Annotated in this window: 21 protein-coding genes; 10 read left to right on the top strand and 11 right to left on the bottom strand. The window is 72.3% G+C overall.

The annotated features are described in order from the left end of the window. Nucleotides 1-99: 99 nt before the first annotated feature. Nucleotides 100-507: a winged helix-turn-helix transcriptional regulator gene (locus tag ACFVAJ_RS04715; protein WP_376941647.1), complete on the bottom strand. Its 408-nt coding sequence runs from the start codon at nucleotides 505-507 to the stop codon at nucleotides 100-102. 81 nt (nucleotides 508-588) lie between these two features. Here ACFVAJ_RS04715 and ACFVAJ_RS04710 point away from each other — a divergent pair, with 81 nt between their 5' ends. After that, complete coding sequence (locus ACFVAJ_RS04710) at nucleotides 589-1,461, top strand: NAD-dependent epimerase/dehydratase family protein (RefSeq protein WP_376941646.1); 873 nt, start codon at nucleotides 589-591, stop codon at nucleotides 1,459-1,461. 22 nt (nucleotides 1,462-1,483) lie between these two features. Here the strand turns inward: ACFVAJ_RS04710 and ACFVAJ_RS04705 are convergent, their stop codons facing one another. Next, on the bottom strand, nucleotides 1,484-1,921 hold the full coding sequence (locus tag ACFVAJ_RS04705) for a VOC family protein (RefSeq protein ID WP_376941645.1): 438 nt from the start codon (nucleotides 1,919-1,921) through the stop codon (nucleotides 1,484-1,486). A gap of 103 nt (nucleotides 1,922-2,024) precedes the next feature. Between ACFVAJ_RS04705 and ACFVAJ_RS04700 the strand changes: the two genes are divergently transcribed. Both ACFVAJ_RS04700 and ACFVAJ_RS04695 read left to right on the top strand, forming a co-directional pair. After that, entirely contained in the window at nucleotides 2,025-3,020 is a 996-nt protein-coding gene (locus ACFVAJ_RS04700; protein ID WP_376941644.1) for a helix-turn-helix transcriptional regulator, read from the top strand. A gap of 149 nt (nucleotides 3,021-3,169) precedes the next feature. Beyond that, on the top strand, nucleotides 3,170-3,640 hold the full coding sequence (locus tag ACFVAJ_RS04695) for a hypothetical protein (RefSeq protein WP_376941643.1): 471 nt from the start codon (nucleotides 3,170-3,172) through the stop codon (nucleotides 3,638-3,640). Nucleotides 3,641-3,709: 69 nt separating this feature from the next. Here ACFVAJ_RS04695 and ACFVAJ_RS04690 read toward each other — a convergent pair whose 3' ends face one another. The 8 genes from ACFVAJ_RS04690 to ACFVAJ_RS04655 form a co-directional block, all read right to left on the bottom strand. Then, the gene (locus tag ACFVAJ_RS04690; protein WP_376941642.1) at nucleotides 3,710-4,585 is read right to left on the bottom strand and encodes an ABC transporter permease; all 876 of its coding nucleotides are present in this window, start codon (nucleotides 4,583-4,585) and stop codon (nucleotides 3,710-3,712) included. Further along, the gene (locus tag ACFVAJ_RS04685) at nucleotides 4,582-5,508 is read right to left on the bottom strand and encodes an ABC transporter permease (protein ID WP_376941641.1); all 927 of its coding nucleotides are present in this window, start codon (nucleotides 5,506-5,508) and stop codon (nucleotides 4,582-4,584) included. Before ACFVAJ_RS04685 ends, ACFVAJ_RS04690 begins: the two co-directional genes overlap by 4 nt. Beyond that, complete coding sequence (locus ACFVAJ_RS04680; protein WP_376941640.1) at nucleotides 5,501-6,679, bottom strand: spermidine/putrescine ABC transporter substrate-binding protein; 1,179 nt, start codon at nucleotides 6,677-6,679, stop codon at nucleotides 5,501-5,503. The genes ACFVAJ_RS04685 and ACFVAJ_RS04680 overlap by 8 nt, the downstream gene beginning before the upstream one ends. Before the next feature lie 17 nt (nucleotides 6,680-6,696). After that, complete coding sequence (locus ACFVAJ_RS04675) at nucleotides 6,697-7,890, bottom strand: ABC transporter ATP-binding protein (protein ID WP_376941639.1); 1,194 nt, start codon at nucleotides 7,888-7,890, stop codon at nucleotides 6,697-6,699. A 160-nt stretch (nucleotides 7,891-8,050) separates the two neighbouring features. After that, the gene (locus ACFVAJ_RS04670) at nucleotides 8,051-9,238 is read right to left on the bottom strand and encodes an ABC transporter permease (protein WP_376941638.1); all 1,188 of its coding nucleotides are present in this window, start codon (nucleotides 9,236-9,238) and stop codon (nucleotides 8,051-8,053) included. Next, nucleotides 9,235-9,933: an ABC transporter ATP-binding protein gene (locus tag ACFVAJ_RS04665; RefSeq protein ID WP_376941637.1), complete on the bottom strand. Its 699-nt coding sequence runs from the start codon at nucleotides 9,931-9,933 to the stop codon at nucleotides 9,235-9,237. Before ACFVAJ_RS04665 ends, ACFVAJ_RS04670 begins: the two co-directional genes overlap by 4 nt. Continuing rightward, nucleotides 9,930-11,042: a peptidoglycan-binding protein gene (locus ACFVAJ_RS04660; protein WP_376941636.1), complete on the bottom strand. Its 1,113-nt coding sequence runs from the start codon at nucleotides 11,040-11,042 to the stop codon at nucleotides 9,930-9,932. The genes ACFVAJ_RS04665 and ACFVAJ_RS04660 overlap by 4 nt, the downstream gene beginning before the upstream one ends. Beyond that, complete coding sequence (locus ACFVAJ_RS04655) at nucleotides 11,039-11,578, bottom strand: hypothetical protein (protein ID WP_376941635.1); 540 nt, start codon at nucleotides 11,576-11,578, stop codon at nucleotides 11,039-11,041. Before ACFVAJ_RS04655 ends, ACFVAJ_RS04660 begins: the two co-directional genes overlap by 4 nt. A gap of 153 nt (nucleotides 11,579-11,731) precedes the next feature. On the opposite strand from ACFVAJ_RS04655, the gene ACFVAJ_RS04650 reads away from it, so the two are divergent. The 6 genes from ACFVAJ_RS04650 to ACFVAJ_RS04625 all read left to right on the top strand — a co-directional run bounded on the left by ACFVAJ_RS04650 (nucleotide 11,732) and on the right by ACFVAJ_RS04625 (nucleotide 18,904). Further along, nucleotides 11,732-12,400: a response regulator transcription factor gene (locus tag ACFVAJ_RS04650; RefSeq protein ID WP_376942474.1), complete on the top strand. Its 669-nt coding sequence runs from the start codon at nucleotides 11,732-11,734 to the stop codon at nucleotides 12,398-12,400. Next, entirely contained in the window at nucleotides 12,393-13,610 is a 1,218-nt protein-coding gene (locus ACFVAJ_RS04645; protein ID WP_376941634.1) for a sensor histidine kinase, read from the top strand. Before ACFVAJ_RS04650 ends, ACFVAJ_RS04645 begins: the two co-directional genes overlap by 8 nt. Before the next feature lie 190 nt (nucleotides 13,611-13,800). Next, complete coding sequence (locus ACFVAJ_RS04640) at nucleotides 13,801-14,727, top strand: hypothetical protein (RefSeq protein WP_376941633.1); 927 nt, start codon at nucleotides 13,801-13,803, stop codon at nucleotides 14,725-14,727. Between the two features lie 258 nt (nucleotides 14,728-14,985). After that, nucleotides 14,986-16,311 carry an isocitrate lyase gene (gene aceA, locus ACFVAJ_RS04635; RefSeq protein WP_376941632.1) on the top strand — a complete coding sequence of 442 codons (1,326 nt, stop codon included), beginning with the start codon at nucleotides 14,986-14,988 and terminating at the stop codon, nucleotides 16,309-16,311. A gap of 121 nt (nucleotides 16,312-16,432) precedes the next feature. Further along, nucleotides 16,433-18,121: a malate synthase A gene (aceB, locus tag ACFVAJ_RS04630; protein ID WP_376941631.1), complete on the top strand. Its 1,689-nt coding sequence runs from the start codon at nucleotides 16,433-16,435 to the stop codon at nucleotides 18,119-18,121. 207 nt (nucleotides 18,122-18,328) lie between these two features. Continuing rightward, the gene (locus ACFVAJ_RS04625; RefSeq protein ID WP_376941630.1) at nucleotides 18,329-18,904 is read left to right on the top strand and encodes a GNAT family N-acetyltransferase; all 576 of its coding nucleotides are present in this window, start codon (nucleotides 18,329-18,331) and stop codon (nucleotides 18,902-18,904) included. A gap of 83 nt (nucleotides 18,905-18,987) precedes the next feature. Here the strand turns inward: ACFVAJ_RS04625 and ACFVAJ_RS04620 are convergent, their stop codons facing one another. After that, nucleotides 18,988-20,376: an MFS transporter gene (locus tag ACFVAJ_RS04620; RefSeq protein WP_376941629.1), complete on the bottom strand. Its 1,389-nt coding sequence runs from the start codon at nucleotides 20,374-20,376 to the stop codon at nucleotides 18,988-18,990. 56 nt (nucleotides 20,377-20,432) lie between these two features. On the opposite strand from ACFVAJ_RS04620, the gene ACFVAJ_RS04615 reads away from it, so the two are divergent. Continuing rightward, nucleotides 20,433-21,389, top strand: a complete 957-nt coding sequence (locus ACFVAJ_RS04615; protein WP_376941628.1) for a DUF5937 family protein — start codon at nucleotides 20,433-20,435, stop codon at nucleotides 21,387-21,389. Nucleotides 21,390-21,421: the final 32 nt, after the last annotated feature.

The following is a 21,421-nucleotide window of genomic DNA, read 5'->3' as shown; positions in this document are numbered from 1 at the left end:
CGTCGCGGCGCCGTGGCGCGTCGAGTCCGCCCGCGCTCGCCGGAATGGCAGGACCGAGGCGGAGGATGGCGCGGTCGCTCGGTTCGGCCGGTCGCGCGCTCAGCCGGTCGCGCGATCGCGGGAGGCGAGCACCTCGGGCACGTGCCGCTCGGCCCATTCGCGCATCGCGGCGATCGGCTCGAGCAGCGAGGTGCCGAGCGGCGTGAGCGAGTACTCCACCCGGGGCGGGGAGTCGGCGTAGGCGCGGCGCTCGACGAGCCCATCGGCCTCGAGGGCGCGCAGCGTCTCGGTCAGCACCTTCGGGGTGACCTCGCCGACCCGTGCGCGCAGCTCGGTGAAGCGCAGCGTTCCCGCGCGCGAGAGGGCGAGGATGACGAACATCGTCCAGCGCTCGCCGATGCGGCTGAGGATCACCCGGCTCGGGCAGTTCGGCGAGAGCACGTCGCGCTCCTCGTCGTCGGTCGGGGCCGCGGCCGGCGCGGCGGTGGTGACGTGGTGTTGCGACATCCGACCCCCGATGACGGCTCGTGCTTCCCTCGAGGGAAGTTCCGTTGAAGTAACCGGCGTCGGCTCCGTAGCGTCGCAGGCATGAGGATTCTACTGACCGGGGGAACCGGATACATCGGATCGGCCGTGCTCGGCGAACTCGTCGCGCACGGGCACGAAGTCGTCGCGGTCGTGCGTAGCGAGCGCGCCGCCGAGGCGGTCGAGGCGCGCGGCGCGACGGCCGCCATCGGCGAGGCGACGGATGCCGCGTGGCTCGCCCCGCTGCTCGCCGACGCCGACGGCGCCGTGCACGCGGCGGCACCGGCGTCGGACGCCGCGGCCTTCGACACCGCGATCGCCGACGCCGTCATCGAGGCCTTCGGCGGCACCGGTCGCCGCTACGTGCACACCGGCGGCATCTGGGCGTACGGGGCCGGCGACGCGCTCGACGACGATGCCCGGCCCGATGCACCGGCGCTCGTCGCCTGGCGGGTGCCGATCGAGGAGCGACTGCTCGCGTCATCCGTCTCGGCGACGATCATCGCCCCCGGCGTCGTCTACGGCGACGAGCGCGGGCTCGTGCAGCTCATCTCCGAGGCGCCGCGCGACGTCGACGGCCGGATCCTGCTGCTCGGCGACGGCGAGCAGCACTGGACCTGGGTGCACGTCGACGACCTCGCCCGTCTCTACCGGCACGCGCTCGAGCACGACCGCGCGCTCGGTCGCGTCATCGGCAGCGACGGCGCGCCCACGACCGTGCGCGCGGTCGCCGAAGCCGTCGTCGCGCAGGGCGGCGCGAGCGGTGTCGTCGCCGAGGGGGCGGATGCCTCGCGCTCGCGCCTCGGCGCCGTCTTCGCCGATGCGCTGCTCCTCGACCAGCGCGCCGACGGCGCGAAGGCGCGAGCCCTCGGCTGGCTGCCCGTGCACGGCAGCGTCATCGACGAGGTCGTGGGGCAGGAGGCCTCCGCCGCCTGACCGGCGGGAGGCGCGGCCGGCGTCACGCCTCCTGCACGAGTTCGTCGCGCGCGGGCCCGGCGAGCATGTCGAGGTAGTGCACGTTCGTCATGACCCCGAGCACGTTGCCGAAGGGATCGACGACCGACGCGGTCACGAAACCGGGCCCGTGCTCGGTGATCGGCAGCAGCGGCGTGGCGCCGAGCTCGACGAGTCGCGCGACGGCGGTCTCGAGCTCGTCGACGTGCCAGTGCACGAGCGCGCCGCCCGCGCCGGCGCCGAGCTCGGCGGGAGCGAACCGTCGGTCGATGAAGCCGAGCTCCTGCTGGTGGTCGCCGATCCGGAACTCGACGTACGCCGGGCGCCCGTCAGGACCGGGGCGGCTGAAGTACGGCTCGATTCCGAGCACCTCGGTGTACCAGGCGGCGGCCGCGGCGGGGTCGTCGACGTAGCAGTTGATGGTGGCGATGCCTCGCAGCATTGGGTTCTCCCTCGTGATCCGGCGACCCGTCGTCGCCTGGTGATTCCATGATCGAACGCAGAAGTGCTCACCTTCTGACTACTTTTGCGAGGAGAATCGGAACATGCGCGCAGACCGGCTCGTCGCCACCCTCCTCGTCATGCAGGCGCGCGGTCGCGTCACCGCCCGCCAGCTCGCCGAGGAGCTCGAGATCTCGGTGGCCACGGCCAGACGCGACCTCGAGGCGCTCTCCGCGGCGGGCATCCCCGTCTACCCGCAGCCCGGTCGCGGCGGCGGCTGGCAGCTGCTCGGCGAGGGGCGCACCGACCTCAGTGGATTCACCGCCTCGGAGGCGCGGGCGCTCTTCCTCCTCCTCGGCCCCCGCGCTGATGAGAGCGACGCGGCGCGCTCGGCGTTGCGTAAGGTGCTCAGGGCGCTGCCCGCGACCTTCCGCGCCGACGCCGAGGCGGCCGCCGAGTCGGTGATCGTCGATGCGGGCGGGTGGGATGCCCCCGCGTCGCGACCGCCCCGCGCGGTCGAGCTCCTGCAGCAGGCCGTGCTCGAGCGGCGGGTCGCCCGGTTCGGCTACACACGGTGGGGCGGGGAGGCCGCGGTGCGCACCGTGCGCCCGCTCGGGCTCATCGAGACCCGCGGCGTCTGGTACCTGATCGCCGACGCGGTCAGCGCGCCCGCCGTCGACCGGCCGAGCGGCGCGGCCGACGCGCCCGGTGACGACGCGTCGAGACGGAGCTATCGGGTCGACCGCATGGGCGACGTCGTCGTGGGGGACGAGCGGTTCGAGCGCCCCGACCCGTTCGACCTCGACGCCGAGTGGGCCGCGCTGCGGGCGGCGGCGAACGCGGCTCGGCACCGTACCGAGGCGACGGTGCTCGTCGACGCGGCGGTCGTCGAGGAGTTCCGGGGCTGGGTCACCGGCAGCAGCGCCGGCGGCGAGGCGGAGGCCGACGGCCGGGTGCGGCTGCGCGTCACCGCGCCGAGCGAGCAGGTGCTGGAACGGCGGCTCGCGGCGTGGGCGCGGGAGGCCGAGGTGATCGAGCCCGTCAGCCTGCGCGATCGGCTCGCGGAGCTCGGCGCCGCCCTCACCGCGCGCTACGCCTGAGCGCGACCGCGTCGCCGTTCCGAGACATCCGCGGCGGCCGCGACCCGAACGATGGGCAGCTGTGCCATTTCCGCTCGTCGGCGGCGACTGCTTGGATGTACCGGGGGCCCGGGATCGACCCGGGACCGATCTTTAGGGGAATCATCACGATGACTGCATCACGTCCGCTCGCCGCCGCCTCGTTCACGCTGCTCGCCCTCCTGCTCACCGGGTGCGCCGCGGGCGCCCCGGCCGCCGACGCCGGTTCGAAGGACGACGCCAAGTCCGAGTCCGCCGAGTCCGCCGCACCCGAGGCCGGCCAGTCGAAGGAGGCGGACTGCGCGATCGTGAAGACCACGCTGACCGAGCTCGAGGGCCTCTCGTCGGTCGACACGAGCGACCCGGCCGCCGCGCTCGAGGCCTTCAGGGGCGCAGAGCAGACGGTCAAGGAGACCGCCGCCCAGGTCAGCGACGCCGACGTGAAGGCCGCGGCCGACAGCGCCGCCGCCGCGATGACCGCGTACGTCGCCTACGTCGACGGCATGCTCGCCGACCCGGCGAATGCCGACGTCTCGGCCATGGGCGACCACCTCACTGCGCTCACCGAGGGCATCACCGAGCTCACCGTCGTCTGCGCCTGACGCACGAGGCACGAGAACGGGGGCGCACCGATCGGTGCGCCCCCGTTCTGCGTCCGGGCCGCGTGGGGCTCAGCTGCCCGCCATCGTGCGGGCGATGTCGGCGGCAGAGTCGCCCGCACGCCGCAGCACGAGCGCGACGAGGCCGAGCGCGACCAGCGTGAGCACGAGCATCACCGTCGACACGGCGGCGATCTCGGGACGGAGTCCGCTGCGCAGCGCACTCAGCACGTACACCGGCCACGGCGTCGACCCCGAGACCGAGACGAACGCCGCGATGACGGTATTGTCGAGGCTCAGCGTGAACGACAGCAGGAAGCCGGCGAGCACCGCGGGCATCGCGAGCGGCAGCGTCACCTTGCGGAACGTGCGGGCGGGGGTGGCGTAGAGGTCGGCCGAGGCCTCCTCGAGCTTCGCCTCCTGGCCGACGAGACGCGCGCGCACGAGGTAGGAGACGACGGCCACGGAGAAGAGCGAGTGGCCGACGACGAGGCGCACGATGCCGTCGTTGAAGATCGACATGCCGAGGTCCTGGCCGAGGAACACCATCCACGGCAGCAGTGCGACGGCGTCGACGATCTCGGGCGTCACCGAGACGAGCAGCAGCAGACCGAGGAACCACCAGACCCACTTGCCCGCGTGCCGCGCCATCGCGATGCCCGCGAGCGTGCCGAGCAGGGTCGCCACGAGCGCGGCGATGAAACCCGTCTGCACCGAGATCCACACCGCGTCGCGGAGCGCGGGCTTCGCGAGCAGCGCGAGGAACGAGTCGAAGCCGAACTGGTCCCACGACACGAGCAGGCGCCCCACGTTGAACGAGGAGGCGATGATCACGAGGATCGGCGCGAACAGGAAGAGGAGTACGAGGACGCCCCAGATGTTGAACGCGACATCCGACCATGCCGGACGGGCCCGCCGGGCCGGTCGCTCCACCTGTCGAAGACTCATGCCGCGACCTCCTCTCGAACGGGAACGGGTGCCGCCGCCGCCGGCGCCGTGCCGATGACGAGCCGGTTGCGGGCGCGGAACGGCCAGGAGACGAGCCACACGAGGATCGCTCCGGCCGCCGCGGTGAGCATGATGACGAAGATCAGCACGACCGCCATCGCCGAGCCGAGCGCCCAGTTCTGCGCGGTCTGGAACTGGCTGGCCACGAGCTGGCCGACCATGTTGCCCTTCGCCCCGCCGAGCACGGTCGCCGTGATGTAGTCGCCCATCAGGGGGATGAACACGAGGAGCACACCCGCGACGATGCCGGGCTGCGCGAGCGGGAGCGTGATGCGGAAGAACGTGGTCAGCTTGCCCGCGCCGAGGTCCTTCGAGGCTTCGCGGAGCGGCCCGTTGACCCGGTCGAACGCGACGAAGAGCGGCAGGATCATGAGCGGCAGATAGTTGTAGACCACGCCGATCAGGACTGCTCCGCGCGTGTTCAGGATCGCGAGCGGCTCGAAGCCGACGCCCTGCAGCATCGTCGAGAGCACACCCTCGGGGGCGAGGATGACCTGCCAGCCGATCGTGCGCACGAGGAAGTTCGTCCAGAACGGGACCATGACGAGCGCGACGAGCAGGCCCCGCTTCGACGGCGGCGCCTTGACCGCCATCCAGTACGCGACCGGGAGTCCGATGAGGAAGCACAGCACGGTGCCGACGACGCCGACCCACAGCGTGTTCTGGAAGGTCGCGAAGAACGTCGGGGTGAGCACCTCGGCGTATCGGTCGAACGACAGCTTGTCGGTCGCCTGCGTGGCGAAGATGCTCGGCTTGTAGCCGAAGCTGAACCACACGACCATCGCCACCGGGGCGATGAAGAAGATCGTCAGCCAGGCCCACGCGGGCGCGGCGAGGAGGAACCCGGGGAGTCGTCTACGCACCAGCCGCCGCCTTCGTCTTGTTCCAGATCTGCACGATGCGCTCCTGCGCCTCGGTGAGCTCGCCCTCCTGCATGGTCGCGAGCTGCTCGGGCGTGAAGAACACGAGGTCGAGCATCGGCAGTCCGGCGTCGGCCGCGACCTGCTCGATGTCCTTCGCGCCCGTGTGGTACCCGATGTAGTCGAGTTCGGAGATGGCGTTCTCGGGCGCGAGCACATAGTCGATGAACGCGTGCGCGGCCTCGGGGTGCGGTGCGCCGGCCGGGATCGCCCAGTTGTCCATCCACAGTTCGGTCGACGGCGAGCCGAGCACGAACTTCCAGCGCTCGGGGTCCGGGCTCTCGAGCATGCCGAGTCGCGCGTCGCCGTTGTACGACTGCATGAGCGCCTGCGTGGCCTGCGGAATCGCGCTGCCGCCCGGGTACGAGTCGAACGCCGAGATGTGCGGCGCCAGTTCGTCGACGAGGAAGGCCTCGGCAGCGGCGAGCTCGGCCTCGTCGGTCGTGTTCCACGGGATGCCGTTCGACCAGAAGTAGAGCCCCGTGAGCTCGGCCGGGTCGTCGAGGAGCGAGGTCTTGCCGCTCGCCTCGTTCTTGGCCGCGTCGATGAAGTCGTTCCAGTCCTTCAGCTCGCGGTCGATCACCGTGGTGTCGTAGACGAAGCCCGTCGTGCCCCACGCCTTGCAGATCGAGTACTCGTTGTCGGGGTCCCACGCGCGACCGAGGAACTCGGGGTCGACGTGCTGCAGGTTCGGGATCAGGTCGTGGTTGAGCTTGGACAGCAGCCCGTGCTCGGCCATCTGCGCGACGAAGGTGCCGGTCGGCACGACGATGTCGTAGCCGCTCGTGCCGCGGGCGCCGACGAGCTTCGCCACCATCTCCTCGTTCGAGTTGAAGGCGCTCAGCGAGATCTTCGGTCCGAGGTCGGCGGTGAAGGCGTCGAGGACGTCGGGAGCGTCGTAGTCGCCCCAGGTGTAGATCGAGAGGCGGTCCTCGAGGGCGCCGCCCGAGGCCTGCGCGGCGCTCTGCGTGCCGGACGGCGCGCACGCGGCGAGCAGTCCGGCCGAGCCCGCCGCGGCGGCGAAGCTCAGGAATCGGCGCCGGGAGAGCTCGCGGCGGATGGTCTTGGCGGCGCCCGCGGGCGCGAGGATGCGGATCTCGGGTTCGGGTGACATCGTGACTCCTCGGCGGATCAGGCGGTGGGCGGCGCGACGAATCCGCCGTCGCTCGCCGCATCGTCGGCCGGGAACAGGAGCACGCTCTCGGGGCGCCACGAGCACACGACCGTGTCGCCGACCGAGACCTGCGGCGCCTCGGGGGTCGGGCGTCGGGCGATGAGGCTCTGGTCGTCGCCGAGCCGCACGAGGTACTGCATGGTCTCGCCGAGGTGCGAGACGCCGATGAGGGTGCCGCGGGCGGAGTTCACGGCGTCGGATGCCTCGGCGCCCGCCGCGGCCTCGATCCGCACGAACTCGGGGCGGACCGCGGCGAGGCCGGCCTCGCCCTCGCGAAGGGCGGGGGAGGCGGAGGTGGTGCCGCGCACGAGCGCGTGCGTCGACTCGACGGCGCCGCCGCCCTCGACGGCACGGCCGCGGAAGAAGTTCTGCTGGCCGACGAACGCGGCGACGTAGGCCGAGGCCGGGCGCGCGTACACGGTGTCGGCGTCGGCGAGCTGCTCGATGCGCCCGTTCCGCATGATCGCGATGCGGTCGCTCATCGAGAGCGCCTCGCCCTGGTCGTGCGTGACGAAGACGAAGGTGATGCCGAGGCGCGACTGGAGGAGCTTCAGCTCGAGCTGCATCTCCTCGCGCAGCTGGCGGTCGAGCGCGCCGAGCGGCTCGTCGAGCAGCAGCACCGAGGGGCGGTTGACGAGTGCCCTGGCGAGCGCGACGCGCTGCTGCTGGCCGCCCGAGAGCTGGGTGGGCTTGCGGTCGGCGAAGCCGCGCATCTGGGCGAGGTCGAGGGCGTCGATGACGCGCTCGCGGATCTCGGACTTGGGGGTGCGCTTCTGCTGCAGCCCGTAGGCGACGTTCTCGGCGACCGACATGTGCGGGAAGAGCGCGTAGGCCTGGAACACGGTGTTCACGTCGCGGCGGTAGGGCGGCACGCCGAGCAGCGAACGGCCCGAGACGCGGATGTCACCGGCGTCGGGCTGCTCGAAGCCGGCGATCATGCGCAGCGTCGTGGTCTTGCCGCAGCCCGAGGGGCCGAGCAGCGAGATGAACTCCCCGGCCTCGATGGTGAGCGAGAGGCCGTCGACCGCCGTCGAGTCGCCGTAGCGCTTCGTGACGGCGTCGATGACGACCGTTCCGGGTGCCTCGCCGCGGGAAGTCCCGGGTGCGGGAGTCGTCCCCGACTCCGCCTCGATCGTGGATGCCTGAGTCACTGGCGACGCCTCCTGTTCACTCGCGCGCCATCGCGCAGTGGCCATTCTGCCCTGCGCCACGACGGGTGCAACGTGGTTCCCGGCGAATGAGACGAACCATCGGACGGGGGTGCGGTGACCTGACAGTCCGTCCGGTCGGTCGGCGCCCCCGTCCGACCCGTCAGGTGCTGAGCGCGGCCGTCGGCGACGTGCGGGCGGCCCGGGCCGCGGGCAGCGCCCCCGCGACCGCGCCGACGGCGACCGTCGCCCCGACCGCGGCCGCGAGCACCGCGGGCGGCACCGCGACGGGCCATCCGTTCGCCCCCGCGACGACCGCCGTGATCGCCCACCCGATCATCGTGCCCGCGATGCCGCCGCAGAGCGCCAGCAGGATCGCCTCGACGAGGAACTGCGAGCGGACGTGCCCGCGCGTCGCCCCGAGCGAGCGGCGCAGGCCGATCTCCTGTCGGCGTTCGAGCACCGAGATCACCATCGTGTTCGCGACGCCGATGCCGCCGACGAGCAGGGCGATGGAGCCGACGCCCACCAGCAGCCCGGTGAAGGCCTGATCGATCGTGTTCTTCGCCGCGAGCGCATCCGAGGGACGGCTCACCTTCACCTGGGTCGGCGATTCGGGGTTGATCGTGGCCGGCAGGAGGTCGCGCACCTCGGTCACGAGTGCGTCGGCCGAGCGCTCGTAGATGACCGACGGCGAGCCGTCGAACGCGAAGAGCTCGGTCGCGATCGGTGCGCCGATGAGGGCGAGCGTGTCGAGCTCGGGGGCGAGCGGCGAGCGGTCGAGGATGCCGGCGACCGTGAACTGCCGTCCGTCGATCTCGATCGCGCTCCCGATCGAGACGATGCCGAGCCGTTCGGCCGCCGCGGCGCCGAGCACCACCACCGGGAAGCGCTCGGTCGCCCCGTTGAGCCAGACGCCCGAGCCGAGCCCGGTGCCGGTCGCCTCGAGCAGTTCGAGGTCGGCGACGGCGACCGTGAGCCCGCCCGTCGCGCCCCGGTCGATCATCGGGTTGCGGTAGATGTGCACGTCGGCGAGCGAGGCGCTCCAGCTCGCCTGCTCGACGCCCTCGACGCGGCGCACGCGGTCGATCGCATCGGCCGGCAGCGCGGCGTCCTGCCCGAAGAAGTCGGACCCGGCCGAGGCGGTGAGCAGGTTCGTGCCGAGCGAGGCGAGCCGTTGTTTCACGAGCGCCTCGCTCGACGTCGAGATGCCGACGACCGCGACCATCGCCGCGATCCCGATGGCGATGCCGAGCGCCGAGAGCAGGGCGCGCATCGGGCGGGCGCGGAGTCCGTGCAGGCCGAGCGAGAGGAGATCGCTCGTGCGGAGCCGCGAGCGCAGGCCGTTCACGAGCGGGCTCCCGTCGAGATGCCCGCGCCCGTCGACAGCACACCGTCGCGGATGCCGACCCGGCGGGGCATCCGCTCGGCGACCTGCGGATCGTGGGTGATCACGACGACGGTCGTGCCCGTGGCGTTGAGCTCGGCGAGGATCGACACGACGGTCTCGCCCGAGCGGGTGTCGAGCGCACCCGTCGGCTCGTCGGCGAGGAGGAGGGCGGGTTCGCCGACCACCGCCCGCGCGATGGCCACGCGCTGGCGTTCGCCGCCCGACAGCTCGTTGGGGCGGTGGCCGGTGCGTGCCGCGAGTCCGACGCGGGCGAGCGCGTCGGCGGCGCGCGCTCGCCGTTCGGCCTTCGGCACCCCGGTGTACAGCAGGCCGGTGGCGACGTTGTCGAGCGCGGTCACCCCCTCGGCGAGGTGGTACTGCTGGAACACGAATCCGATGGTGTGCGCACGGAGCCCCGAGAGCTCGGCGTCGTTCATCGCCCCCGTGTCGTGTCCGTCGATGCGGATCTCGCCGGAGCTCGGCCGATCGAGCGTGCCCATGAGGTTCAGGAGCGTCGACTTGCCCGAGCCGCTCGGCCCGACGATCGCGAGCATCTCGCCGCGATCGACGTCGAGGTCGGCGTGCGAGAGGGCGACCGTGGGCGGCGAGCCGTACGTCCGGGTCACCGAGCGCATCCGGATCAGCGGGCCGCTCATTCCGGCACCACGACCTCGTCGCCGGCCTCGAGCTCGCCGCCCGTGACCTCGACGAGTCCATCGGCGAACAGTCCGAGCTCGACCGGCACCGACGTGAGGTCGCCCTTCGTCACGACCTCGACGGCGAAACCGCCGCCCGCGCGGGCGAGCAGCGCGGTGACGGGCACCATCAGCGCGTCCTCCCGACGCACCGCGGTGAGCTCGCCGCTCACGCCGACGTCGTCGAGCCCGTCGGCCGCGGCCGTGTCGTCGAGCGTGATCGTGACCGGGAGCTTCAGCTTCTTCCCGCCCTCCTCGTCGTCCTGCTCGACCGGCGCGCCGACGGCGCTCACCGTGCCCGGTGCCGTGCCGCCGCCGGGCAGCGTGATCTGCACCGGGGTCCCCACCGGCGCCACCGATCCGAGATTCGGCGCGAGGAAGACGCTCACGCGCTTCACCGTGCCGGAGGCGCCGATGACGGCGGAGCCGGCCGGGGCGCCGGGCTTCAGCTTGTGCTCCGCGACCCGCATCGGCTCGGGGGCGAAGGCGATGCGGCCGAGCTCGATCGAGCCCGTCTCCTCCAGCCCGAGCGACTCCTGCCACTCCTCGATCGCGGCGGCGGTCGACCAGGCGAACTCCTCGTCGGGATCGCGCTCGAAGAAGCCGAGCACGGCGAGGTTCTCCTCGAGCTGGCGCACGTCGGGCCCGTCGTCCATGCCCTCCGCGAACGACCGCCACACCGGCAGCCCGCCGAGGAACAGCACGACGGGGTCGTCGTCGACGCGGAACATCGTCGCACCGCGATCGAGCATGGTGCCGATGCCGGGCAGCCAGGTGACCGTTCCGCCGAGGCTCGTCCCGACATCCCGGGACTCGCCGTAGCCGAGGCGTCCTGTCAGCCGGATCCGCTCGGTGAGGTCGCCGCGGGTGACGGGCGCGGTCGCGACGTCGGCGGCCGGGCGCTCGTCGCCCGGTTCGGCCGTCGATGCGGGCCACGTCGCCGCGAGCACGCCTCCGGCGATGCCGAGCACCGCGAGGCCGGCGCCCGCGATGAGCCATCGGCGCCGCCGGCGCGTCGGTCTCGCGAGGCCCGGCGCCGGAGCATCCGTCGTCTGCTCGTCGCTCGTCACTGCTGACCCATCTCGGGGTAGTCGGCCTTCTCGTTGCAGGTGTCGATGTCCTCGGGGTCGAACTCGTCGACCGACATCGCCTCCGTCATGCCGACCGATCCGTCGGCCCCGATCTCGGGGTCGGCGTAGTCGTAGCCGAGCTCGCGCATGCACGCGGCGAAACGCAGCGTGGCGGCGTTGATCTCCTCGACGTCAGGCATGTTCGGGTCGACCGGCGGCTCGCCCAGCTCGTCGATGCAGGCATCCTGGGCCGCGGCCATCGCCTCGGGGTCGATCTCGTCGGGATCGACGGCCTCGCTCGAGTCGCCGCCCGTCGATTCGCCCGAGGCCGTCGCGATCTCGATGTCGACGCCCCGCTCCTTCATGCAGGAGACGAAGTCGGTCGACCACTCCTCGTAGGCGGCGTCGGAGTCGCCCGACTTCAGTTCGGGGGTCTCGGGGGCGTTCGGCGCGCACGCCGTGAGGGCGAGGAGGAGGCCGATGCCGGTGAGCGCGAGACGGGCGCGGGCGCCGCGGGAGGTGCGTGTGGTGGTCATTCGAGGGTCCTTTCGGTCGCGCCGGTTCATGCGCGGGACCCAGCACACTCCCAGCGCGGTCGTAGTGAGGTAAAAGGTGGCGCTGACGTTTTCCTTATGCCCCGCAGGGTGTGATGGAGCGTCCGGATGCCGCAGACCGAAGGAAGTGGACACGTGCGCGTGCTGATCGTGGAGGACGAGCCCTACCTCGCCGAGGCGGTGCGCGCCGGGCTCGCGCTCGAGGCGATCGCCGCGGATGTCGCCGCCGACGGCGAAGCCGCGCTCTTCAACATCGACGTCAACGACTACGACGTCGTGCTGCTCGACCGCGACCTGCCGGGCATCCACGGCGATGAGGTGTGCGCCGCCCTCGCCGCGCGCGAGACGCGCCCGGCGATCCTCATGCTCACCGCGGCCCGCCGGCTCGGCGACAAGGTCGAGGGCTTCGAGCTCGGAGCCGACGACTACCTGGCGAAGCCGTTCGAGTTCCCCGAGCTCGTCGCGCGCGTGCGTGCGCTCGGGCGCCGCCGGTTCACCGCGCTGCCTCCGCAGCTCGAGGCCGCGGGCGTGACGCTCGACCCGTTCCGGCGCGAGGTCTTCCGCGACGGCCGGTTCGTGCGCCTCAGCCGCAAGGAGTTCTCGGTGCTCGAGGTGCTGATGCGCGCGGGCGGCGGTGTCGTGAGCGCGGAGACCCTGCTCGAGAAGGCCTGGGACGAGAACGCGAACCCCTTCACGAACTCGGTGAAGGTGACCATCTCGACGCTGCGGCGCAAGCTCGGCGAGCCGTGGATGATCCGCACCGACCCCGGCGCCGGCTACGCGATCGACGTGGCGAATGGCTGAGCCGGCGGCCGCCGCGCCGAAGGCCTTCCGCCTCACCGTGCGCGCACGCCTCGCGCTGACCTACGCCGTGCTGCTCACCGTCGCGGGGGCCGTGCTCCTCGTGATCGTCTCCTTCGTCGTCGGGCTGCTGCCGAGCTACGAGTTCGCCGACAGTCTCGCCGCGACCACGGCCGCCCCGCTCACCGAGTCGATCCCCGCCGATGCGATGACGGGGGAGGCGGCGCCGGCGCAGCCCCTCTCCGATCCCGGCCTGTTGGCCAGCACGACCACGGAGGCGGCCGTCGTCGTGAGTTCGCGCGCCGACATCCTGCAGCTGCTGCTCTGGGTGTCGGCTGGCGCGCTCGTGCTGCTGGCGGCCGGCGGCGCCTGGGCCGGCTGGCTCGTCGCCGGCCGGATGCTGCGACCGCTCCAGGAGGTGAACGTGGCCGCGCACCGGGCCGCGCGCGGTCACCTCGACCACCGCATCGCCCTCGGCGGGCCGCGCGACGAGATCACCGACCTCGCCGATACCTTCGACGGCATGCTCGACGCCCTCGAGCGCTCGGCCGACGCCGATCGACGATTCGCCGCGAACGCGTCGCACGAACTCCGCACCCCGCTCGCGACCACCCGTGCGATGCTCGACGTCGCGCTGTCCGCGCGAGCGACGCCCGACCGGCAGCTGCTCGAGCGCCTGCGCGAGACGAACGAGCGCAGCATCGCGACCGTCGAGGCGCTGCTCGACCTCGCGGCCGTCGACTCGGCCGAGACCGACGGGTCCGGCCCGGTCGACCTCGGCGCGGTCGCGGCCTCCGTCGTCGACGACGCGCGCGACGAGGCGGAGCCGGCGGGAGTGCGCCTGAGCACGACGCTCGGGGCGGCGGTCGTCGAGGGCGACGAGGTGCTGCTGCGCCAGCTCGTCGTCAACCTCGTGCAGAACGCGATCCGGCACAACGAGGCCGGCGGGTTCGTGACGGTGACGACGGACGACACGGGCCCGGCCCCGTTCCTCCGTGTCGAGAACGGCGGGGCCGAGCTCGACGCGTCGACCGTCGCCACCCTCACCGCGCCGTTCACGCGGGGCGGCGGGCGCACGCGCGACGCCGCCGACCGCGGCCGGGGGCTCGGCCTCTCGATCGTGGCGGCGATCGTCGCCCGGCACGGGGCCGAGCTCGAGCTCTCGCCGCGACCCGGCGGCGGTCTCCGCGCCACGGTGCGCTTCAGCCGCTGACCCCGGCCCACCTCCCACCCACGCGCCAGCCGAGATGACAGCTGACGTCGCATCCGAGGGTGTCGCAGCGACATCAGCTGTCATCTCGGCGGGCGCCCGACCTGCCCTCGACATGGCGCCCGACGTGGGGTGTTCGTTCGTGCGGGTCGTTCCGGCCGAGCATGGGCGGCGCGACCGAGACGATCGACGGATGAGCCGACCGTCACCGCTCCCACCGCGCTTCGAGCGCGTGCCGTTCTCGACCGCGGAAGCCCTCGCTGCGGGCGTGACACCACGACGCCTCCGGTCGTTGACCCTCGCGGCACCCCATCGTGGCGTCCGCGTCGATGCTCGACGTCTGGGCGACCTGCGCGAGCGCTGCTCGGCACTCGCGGTGGTGATGACCGAGGGGCAGGCGTTCACCGGCCCGACCGCCGGCATCCTCCTCGGGCTGCCGCTTCCGTGGAGGCTCGAACGCGATCCGCGTCTGCACCTCGTGGCGCTCGACGGCACACGCGCGCCGCGCCGCCGCGGGGTGGTCGCGAGCCGCAGCACCGCGAAACCGGTGCTCGTCAGCGTCGCGGGAGTGCGGGGCGCCCGGGTGACGGCCCCGGCCGACACGTGGTGCTCGCTCGCCGTCCTGCTCGGGCTCGACGACCTCATCGCGGCGGGGGAGCGGCTGCTCGGGCTGCCTGTTCCGCTGACCGACGAACGCACGATCGACGAGGCGATCGAGCGCCACGGCTCGAGGAGAGGGGCGAGGCGGCTCGCCGAGGCCCGGCAGGCGATGCGGCCGAACGTGTACTCGCGCCGCGAATCGTTCACCCGGCTCGTGCTCACGCGTGCGGGGCTCCCCGAGCCCGAGCCGAACGGCCGCATCGTGCTGCGATCGGGCCGGCGAACGCGCGGTGACCTGGTGTTCCGCGGCTACGGGGTGCTCGTCGAGTACGACGGGGAGCAGCATCTGCTCGACGTCGACCAGTGGGCGACGGATGTCGCGAGGCTGAACGATCTCATCGACGACGGCTGGTGGGTCATCAGGATCACCAAGACCACGCCCCGCGCAGAGATCATCGCGCGCACCGCCCGCGCCCTCGCCGAGCGGGGGTGGAGCGGCGTTCCCGCCACATCGAAGTGACAGTCCTTGCCGGTCTGGGTGTCGCGGGACCGACGACGAGTGTCATCTCGATGCTGCGGCTGGGGGTGGAGGGGGTGCAGAGGGCAGGGGCGGAGGGGTGGACCCCGGTTCTTCTCCGGAGTAGAAATACTGCAGAAGTTCACCCCCGGATTCGTCGGTCCGGGTGCTCCAGGCGGGCGCAGCATGGGTGCAGGACGAACGGATGACCGCCACGAGGCATCCGGAGAATGCACCCCGCAGCACCGAAGGAGCACGACGATGAGCACCCCCAACCGCCCCGGCGACCAGACCCAGACCGCGGCCGAGCTGCAGCTCGAGTGGGACGCCGACCCCCGCTGGGAGGGCGTGAAGCGCGACTACACCGCCGAGGACGTCATCGCCCTCCGCGGCCCCGTCCGCGAGGAGCGCACGCTCGCGAAGCGCGGTGCCGAGAAGCTCTGGGAGAACATCCAGAAGAACACGGGCAACGCCTTCGAGCGCATGGAGGACCCGGAGTGGTCGGCCGCGCTCGGCGCCCTCACCGGCAACCAGGCCGTGCAGCAGGTGCGCGCGGGCCTCAAGGCCATCTACCTCTCGGGCTGGCAGGTCGCGGCCGACGCGAACCTCTCGGGCCAGACCTACCCCGACCAGTCGCTCTACCCGGCGAACTCGGTTCCGGCGGTCGTGCGCCGCATCAACAACGCGCTGCTCCGCGCCGGCCAGATCGAGCAGGGCACCGACGACCGCGACTGGATGGCCCCCATCGTCGCCGACGCCGAGGCCGGCTTCGGCGGCCCGCTCAACGCCTACGAGCTCATGCACCAGATGATCGAGGCCGGTGCGGCCGGTGTCCACTGGGAGGACCAGCTCGCGAGCGAGAAGAAGTGCGGCCACATGGGCGGCAAGGTGCTGATCCCCACGGGCCAGCACATCCGCACCATCAACGCGGCCCGTCTCGCGGCCGACGTCGCGGGCGTCCCGTCGATCATCATCGCCCGCACTGACGCCCTCGCCGCGACCCTGCTCACGAGCGACCACGACGAGCGCGACAAGCCGTTCGTCACCGGTGAGCGCACCGCCGAGGGCTTCTACAACGTGCAGAACGGCATCGAGCCGGTCATCGCCCGCGGCCTCGCCTACGCCGAGTACGCCGACCTGCTCTGGGTCGAGTCGGCCGAGCCCGACCTCGACCTGGCCCGTCGCTTCGCCGAGGCCGTGCACGCGAAGTTCCCGGGCAAGCGCCTCTCGTACAACTGCTCGCCGAGCTTCAACTGGAAGCGCCACCTCGACGACGACCAGATCGCGAAGTTCCAGCGCGAGCTCGCCGCGATGGGCTACGCGTTCCAGTTCATCACCCTCGCCGGCTTCCACTCCCTGAACCACGGCATGTTCACGCTCGCCAAGGACTACAACGAGCGTCACATGTCGGCCTACGTCGAGCTCCAGGAGGCGGAATTCGCCTCGGAGGCATCCGGCTACACCGCCACGCGCCACCAGCGCGAGGTCGGCACCGGCTACTTCGATCAGATCGCCACCGCGTTGAACCCCAACAGCGCAACCCTCGCCCTCGTCGGATCGACCGAGGAAGAACAGTTCAACCACTGACGCCATTCGTGTTTCTCAGGAGCCGGACTTCTGGGAAGGCGGCTTCTCAGGAGGATTCGGGTGCGGATGCCGCATCCGCCCCGGATCCCTCCTGAGAAACGAAGATCGCAAGGAGACGACCATGAACACCCTGATCATCGAACGAACGGATGCTCCGCCCGCACGCGCGACCGAGGCATCCACCGCCCGCCCCGCGACCGGGAGCTTCCAGACCGTCGAACCGCGCATCGAGGTCACCGCGCCGCACGGCGCGCGCTACGACGAGATCCTCACGCCCGAGGCGCTCGCGTTCCTCGCCGAACTGCACGACCGCTTCGCCGGCACCCGGCACGAGCTGCTCGCCGAGCGCCTGCAGACCCGCGTCGACGCGGCGAACGGCCGCGACCCCCGGTTCCTGCCCGAGACCGCGTGGATCCGCGAGGACGCCACGTGGCGGGTCGCGGGCGCCGCACCGGGCCTCGAGGACCGCCGCGTCGAGATCACCGGTCCGACCGACCGCAAGATGTCGATCAACGCCCTGAACTCGGGCGCGAAGGTGTGGCTCGCCGACCAGGAGGATGCGACGAGTCCGACCTGGGCGAACGTCATCGAGGGCCAGCTCTCGCTCTTCGACTTCCTCCGCGGCGAGCTCGAGTACACGAGCCCCGAGGGCAAGGAGTACCGCGTCACCGCCGCCGAGACGCCCACGATCGTGATGCGTCCGCGCGGCTGGCACCTCGTCGAGAAGCACCTGAAGTTCCACGACCGCGCGGGCCGGGCGATGCACGCCTCGGGATCGCTCGTCGACTTCGGACTGTACTTCTTCCACAACGCGAAGGCGCTCATCGCGGCCGGTCGCGGACCGTACTTCTACCTGCCGAAGCTCGAGTCGCACCGCGAGGCGAAGCTCTGGAACGACATCTTCGTCTACGCGCAGGACGCCCTCGGCATCCCGCAGGGCACGGTTCGGGCGACGGTGCTCATCGAGACGATCCAGGCCGCGTTCCAGATGGACGAGATCCTCTACGAGCTGCGCGACCACTGCGCCGGCCTCAACGCCGGCCGCTGGGACTACATCTTCTCGATCGTGAAGACCTTCCGTTCGCGGGGCCGCCGCTGGGTGATGCCCGACCGCAAGGCGATCACGATGACGGTGCCGTTCATGCGGGCCTACACCGAGTTGCTCGTGCAGACGTGCCACAAGCGCGGTGCCCACGCGATCGGCGGCATGAGCGCGTTCATCCCGAACCGCCGCGACCCCGAGGTGACCGAGCGCGCGCTCGCCGCGGTCTCGGCCGACAAGCGCCGCGAGGCGGGCGACGGCTTCGACGGCACGTGGGTCGCCCACCCCGACCTGATCCCGACGGCCCGCGCCGAGTTCGACGCGGTGCTCGGCGACCGGCCGAACCAGGTCGACCGCCTCCGCGACGACGTGCACGTGACGGCGGCCGACCTGCTCGACATCCCGTCGATCGGCGGCGAGGTCACCGAGGGCGGGGTTCGCGACAACATCTCGATCGCGATCCGCTACATCGAGTCGTGGCTGCGCGGCGTCGGCGCCGCGGCCATCGACAACCTCATGGAGGATGCCGCGACCGCCGAGATCTCGCGCTCGCAGCTGTGGCAGTGGCTCAACGAGAACACCGTCACCGCCGAGGGCACGCGCATCGACCAGACCTCGATCGTGCGCCTCATGGCGGCGGCCGTCGCCGAGCTGCCCCGCTTCGAGGGCGACCGCTTCGACGACGCGATCTCGGTGTTCCGCACCGTGGCGCTCGAGCCCGAGTTCCCGACGTTCCTCACGGTGGGGGCGTACGCCCGCTTCCTCTGAGGCTCGGCCTGGTCGACGACCAGGGCCTCCCCGACCGATCCGGCGACCCCGGAGGTGCGACGGTCGGGGAGGCCCGTTCGTCGTCGCGGCCGCCCGGCTCGGCGCTCGGGATGCCCGTCAGCTCGCTACTCGGGATGCGCGCTGACGGGCTTCCGGGGTGCTGAAACACGCCGACGTCGCCGGCGGCGGTCTGCCAGAATCGCGGACGTGACCATCACCCACGATGCCGACGAGCTCCTTGTCCGCCCCGCGGCGGAGGCGGACGTCGCCGAGCTGGCGGCCCTCGCCGCCGAGACGTTCCCGCTGGCCTGCCCGCCGCACACGACGCCCGAGGCGATCGCCGACTTCATCGACCGGCACTTCCGCCTCGAGCACTTCGTCGCCTATCTCGCCGACCCCGATCGGCGCGTGCTCGTCGCCGAGCGGGGGAGCGGGGCGTCCGCCTCGCTGATCGGGTACAGCATGCTCGTCGGCGGCGAGCCGGGCGATCCGGATGCCGCGACCGTCGTCACGGGTCGGCCCGCCGTGGAGCTCAGCAAGTTCTACACGCGCGCGGGCGAGCACGGCCGCGGCGTGGCCGCGCCGCTCATGGCGGCGACCCTCGAGGCGGCGAGCGCCGCCGGCGCCGTCACCTGCTGGCTCGGCGTCAACGAGGAGAACGCCCGGGCGATCCGCTTCTACGAGAAGCGGGGCTTCGCGAAGGTCGGTCGCAAGCACTTCACCGTCGGCGGCCGGGTCGAGGACGACTGGGTGCTCGAGCAGCGGCTCGACACCGCGCGGTGACCGCCGCGGCGTGAGCACGGCGCCGTGAGCGCAGCGCCGTGAGCGCGACGCCGTGAGCGCAGCGCCGGACGCGAGCCGCGCGATCAGGCCGTGGTCGCGGCGGCGGCCCGTCGTGCGATCCACCACGTGCCGAGCCCCGAGGCGAGGAACACGGCCGCGAGCGAGGCCCACCCGACGAGGCCGTGCGTGATCGCCGTCGCGTTGACGACGAGCGGTGCGGCGAGCGCGCCGACCGAGTACCCCATGCCGAAGACGCCCTGGTAGGTGCCCGCGCGCACCGGGTCGGCCAGTTCGAAGCTGAGGCCCCAGCCGCCGGCCTGCGAGAGCACCTCGGCGAAGGCGTGGGCGATCGCGGCGATCACGAGCACCGCGATCGCGAAGCCGACCGGCAGCCCCGCGGCGGCCGCGTAGACGAGGCACGCGCCGGCCATGAGCCAGGCGGCGATCGCCGAGACGCGACCCGCGACCCGCAGGTCGTGGGTGCCGCGAGACATCGGCACCTGGAAGACCACGACGATGATCGTGTTGAGGATCAGCAGTGCGGCGATGAGCACCTCGGGCGCCTCGGTCTCGCGGGTGATCCACAGGGGGACGCCGAGCTCACCGACGCCGAACTGCATGCCGAAGATCGCGCTGAGCGCGGTGAGCCAGAGGTAGCGCGGGTCGCGCCACGGCGAGTGCGAGCGCCAGTCGCGCCGCTCGCTCGCGATCGCCTCGGCGGTGGCCGCGGCATCCACCGAACCGGTCGCGGTGACGACCTCGGCGACCGCGGCGCGCGCCGGGGCGTCGACCCGGGCGGGCAGGCGCACGAGCTGGAACAGGCCGAGCAGGTAGAGCACGCCGGCGCCGATGATGAGCCCCCGGTACGCCTCGGCCGTGCCGAGGGCGAGGGCGAGTGCGCCGAGCCCCGAGCCGACGGCGATCGACACGTTGGTCACGGTGCGGAGGACGGCGCGGGCGTGCACCCGCGACTCTCCGGTGAAGGCCCGGGCGATGATCGCCGAGCGGGTCGAGTTCGCGCCCTGTTCGAAGAGTCCGCAGACGACCGCGATGACGAGCGCCGTGACGAAGTCGCCGGCGAACACGTACGCGATGAGCGCGACGCCCTCGATGCTCGTGAACAGGATGATGAGGCGCTTCGCGCTGAACCGGTCGGTGAGCCAGCCGCCCGCGAACGACGCGACGACGCCGGCCCCGCTCGCCGCGGCGAGCACGATCGCGACCTCGCCGGGCGTGAGGCCGACGATGAGCGTGAAGTACAGCACGGTGACGGTGAGGAAGATGCCGCGACCGATGCGGGAGATGAGCGTCGCGCCGACGAGGATGCGCAGCACGGGGTCGGCGACCGAGGCGGCGAGGCGGGCGACGAGGTTCGGCCGCGCGACGGGGTCGGCGGCGCCCGCGTCGACCGCGGGGGTCGCGCCGGTGTCGGGGGAGGCGGGGGCGGTGCCGGGCGGGGAGGTAGGGCTCACGAGACAGTTCTGTCAGAGAGCGCATCCCCTTCGAAATTGATGTAGCGTTCTGCTTCATGTTGAGCTACGTGCTGAACGAGACGGATGTCGCGGCCGTGCGATTCGGCATCTCTCCGCTCTGCGAGCTGGGCCTGTCGCTGCGGGCCATCCGCGACCCCGCCCGCTTCCCGCTGCAGCTGCCCTGGCTCCGGCGCACCGAGGCCGCCCGCGCCGAACTCGACCTCGACGCGCTCACCGCCCTCATCGACGAGCGGCTCTGGACCCCCGACTTCCTGAACCCCCGCCCGACGAGCCCCCTCACCCGGCTCGACGACGAGATGGCGGCGCTGCGCGCGATCTCGCCCGCCGAGTTCGAGCGCGACCTCGTCGGCGTGCACGGGCACGTCCCCGAGGTCTTCGCCGGGTCGCCGCGCGCCGCGATCCGACGGCTCGCCGATGCGCTCGACGAGCTCTGGGCCGCGACCTTCGAACCCTACTGGCCGCGCATGCGCGCCGTGCTCGAGGCCGATGTCGTCTATCGGGGGCGGCAGATCGCGCAGCAGGGCCTCGCGACGATGCTCAACGGCATCTCGGGCACCGTCGACTACGAGGGCGGTGTCGTCAGGGTGCGCCTCAAGGACCCGAACGAACGGGTGCAGCCCATCGACGGTCTCGGCCTCACCCTCGTGCCGACGATGTTCACCCGGCGTGGCTCTGCGCCCATCGGCGACGGGCCGCCCATGATCATGTACCCGGCGCGGGGCCAGGGCGCCCTGTGGGAGGCCGAGCACGTCGCGAACCCGGCCGCGGTCGCCGCGGTGCTCGGCGAGACCCGCGCCCGGCTGCTCTCGGCGCTCGGCGACCCGGCGTCGTCGACCGAGCTCGGCGTGCGCTTCGGCGTGACCGCGTCGGCGGTCAACCAGCACCTGCGGGTGCTCCGCGATGCGGGCCTCGTCGTGTCGACCCGCTACGGGCACAGCGTGCTGTACCTGCGCAGCGAGCTCGGCGCCTCCCTGCTCGCGGCGGGGCGGTGACGCGACCCCGGTCGGGGGCGGCGAGCCGGAGC

This window comes from Agromyces sp. NPDC057679 (assembly GCF_042799635.1).
Lineage (GTDB): Bacteria > Actinomycetota > Actinomycetes > Actinomycetales > Microbacteriaceae > Agromyces.
This window is presented reverse-complemented; position numbering and strand designations above follow the sequence as displayed.

Bases quoted from the DNA above. Each gene is read 5' to 3' on its own strand.
- ACFVAJ_RS04705 (WP_376941645.1), bottom strand. From the start codon at position 1,921: ATGCTGCGAGGCATCGCCACCATCAACTGCTACGTCGACGACCCCGCC.
- ACFVAJ_RS04710 (WP_376941646.1), top strand. From the start codon at position 589: ATGAGGATTCTACTGACCGGGGGAACCGGATACATCGGATCGGCCGTG.
- ACFVAJ_RS04680 (WP_376941640.1), bottom strand. From the start codon at position 6,679: ATGTCACCCGAACCCGAGATCCGCATCCTCGCGCCCGCGGGCGCCGCC.
- aceA (WP_376941632.1), top strand. From the start codon at position 14,986: ATGAGCACCCCCAACCGCCCCGGCGACCAGACCCAGACCGCGGCCGAG.
- ACFVAJ_RS04715 (WP_376941647.1), bottom strand. From the start codon at position 507: ATGTCGCAACACCACGTCACCACCGCCGCGCCGGCCGCGGCCCCGACC.
- ACFVAJ_RS04700 (WP_376941644.1), top strand. From the start codon at position 2,025: ATGCGCGCAGACCGGCTCGTCGCCACCCTCCTCGTCATGCAGGCGCGC.
- ACFVAJ_RS04615 (WP_376941628.1), top strand. From the start codon at position 20,433: ATGTTGAGCTACGTGCTGAACGAGACGGATGTCGCGGCCGTGCGATTC.
- aceB (WP_376941631.1), top strand. From the start codon at position 16,433: ATGAACACCCTGATCATCGAACGAACGGATGCTCCGCCCGCACGCGCG.
- ACFVAJ_RS04665 (WP_376941637.1), bottom strand. From the start codon at position 9,933: ATGAGCGGCCCGCTGATCCGGATGCGCTCGGTGACCCGGACGTACGGC.
- ACFVAJ_RS04655 (WP_376941635.1), bottom strand. From the start codon at position 11,578: ATGACCACCACACGCACCTCCCGCGGCGCCCGCGCCCGTCTCGCGCTC.
- ACFVAJ_RS04645 (WP_376941634.1), top strand. From the start codon at position 12,393: ATGGCTGAGCCGGCGGCCGCCGCGCCGAAGGCCTTCCGCCTCACCGTG.
- ACFVAJ_RS04690 (WP_376941642.1), bottom strand. From the start codon at position 4,585: ATGAGTCTTCGACAGGTGGAGCGACCGGCCCGGCGGGCCCGTCCGGCA.
- ACFVAJ_RS04640 (WP_376941633.1), top strand. From the start codon at position 13,801: ATGAGCCGACCGTCACCGCTCCCACCGCGCTTCGAGCGCGTGCCGTTC.
- ACFVAJ_RS04695 (WP_376941643.1), top strand. From the start codon at position 3,170: ATGACTGCATCACGTCCGCTCGCCGCCGCCTCGTTCACGCTGCTCGCC.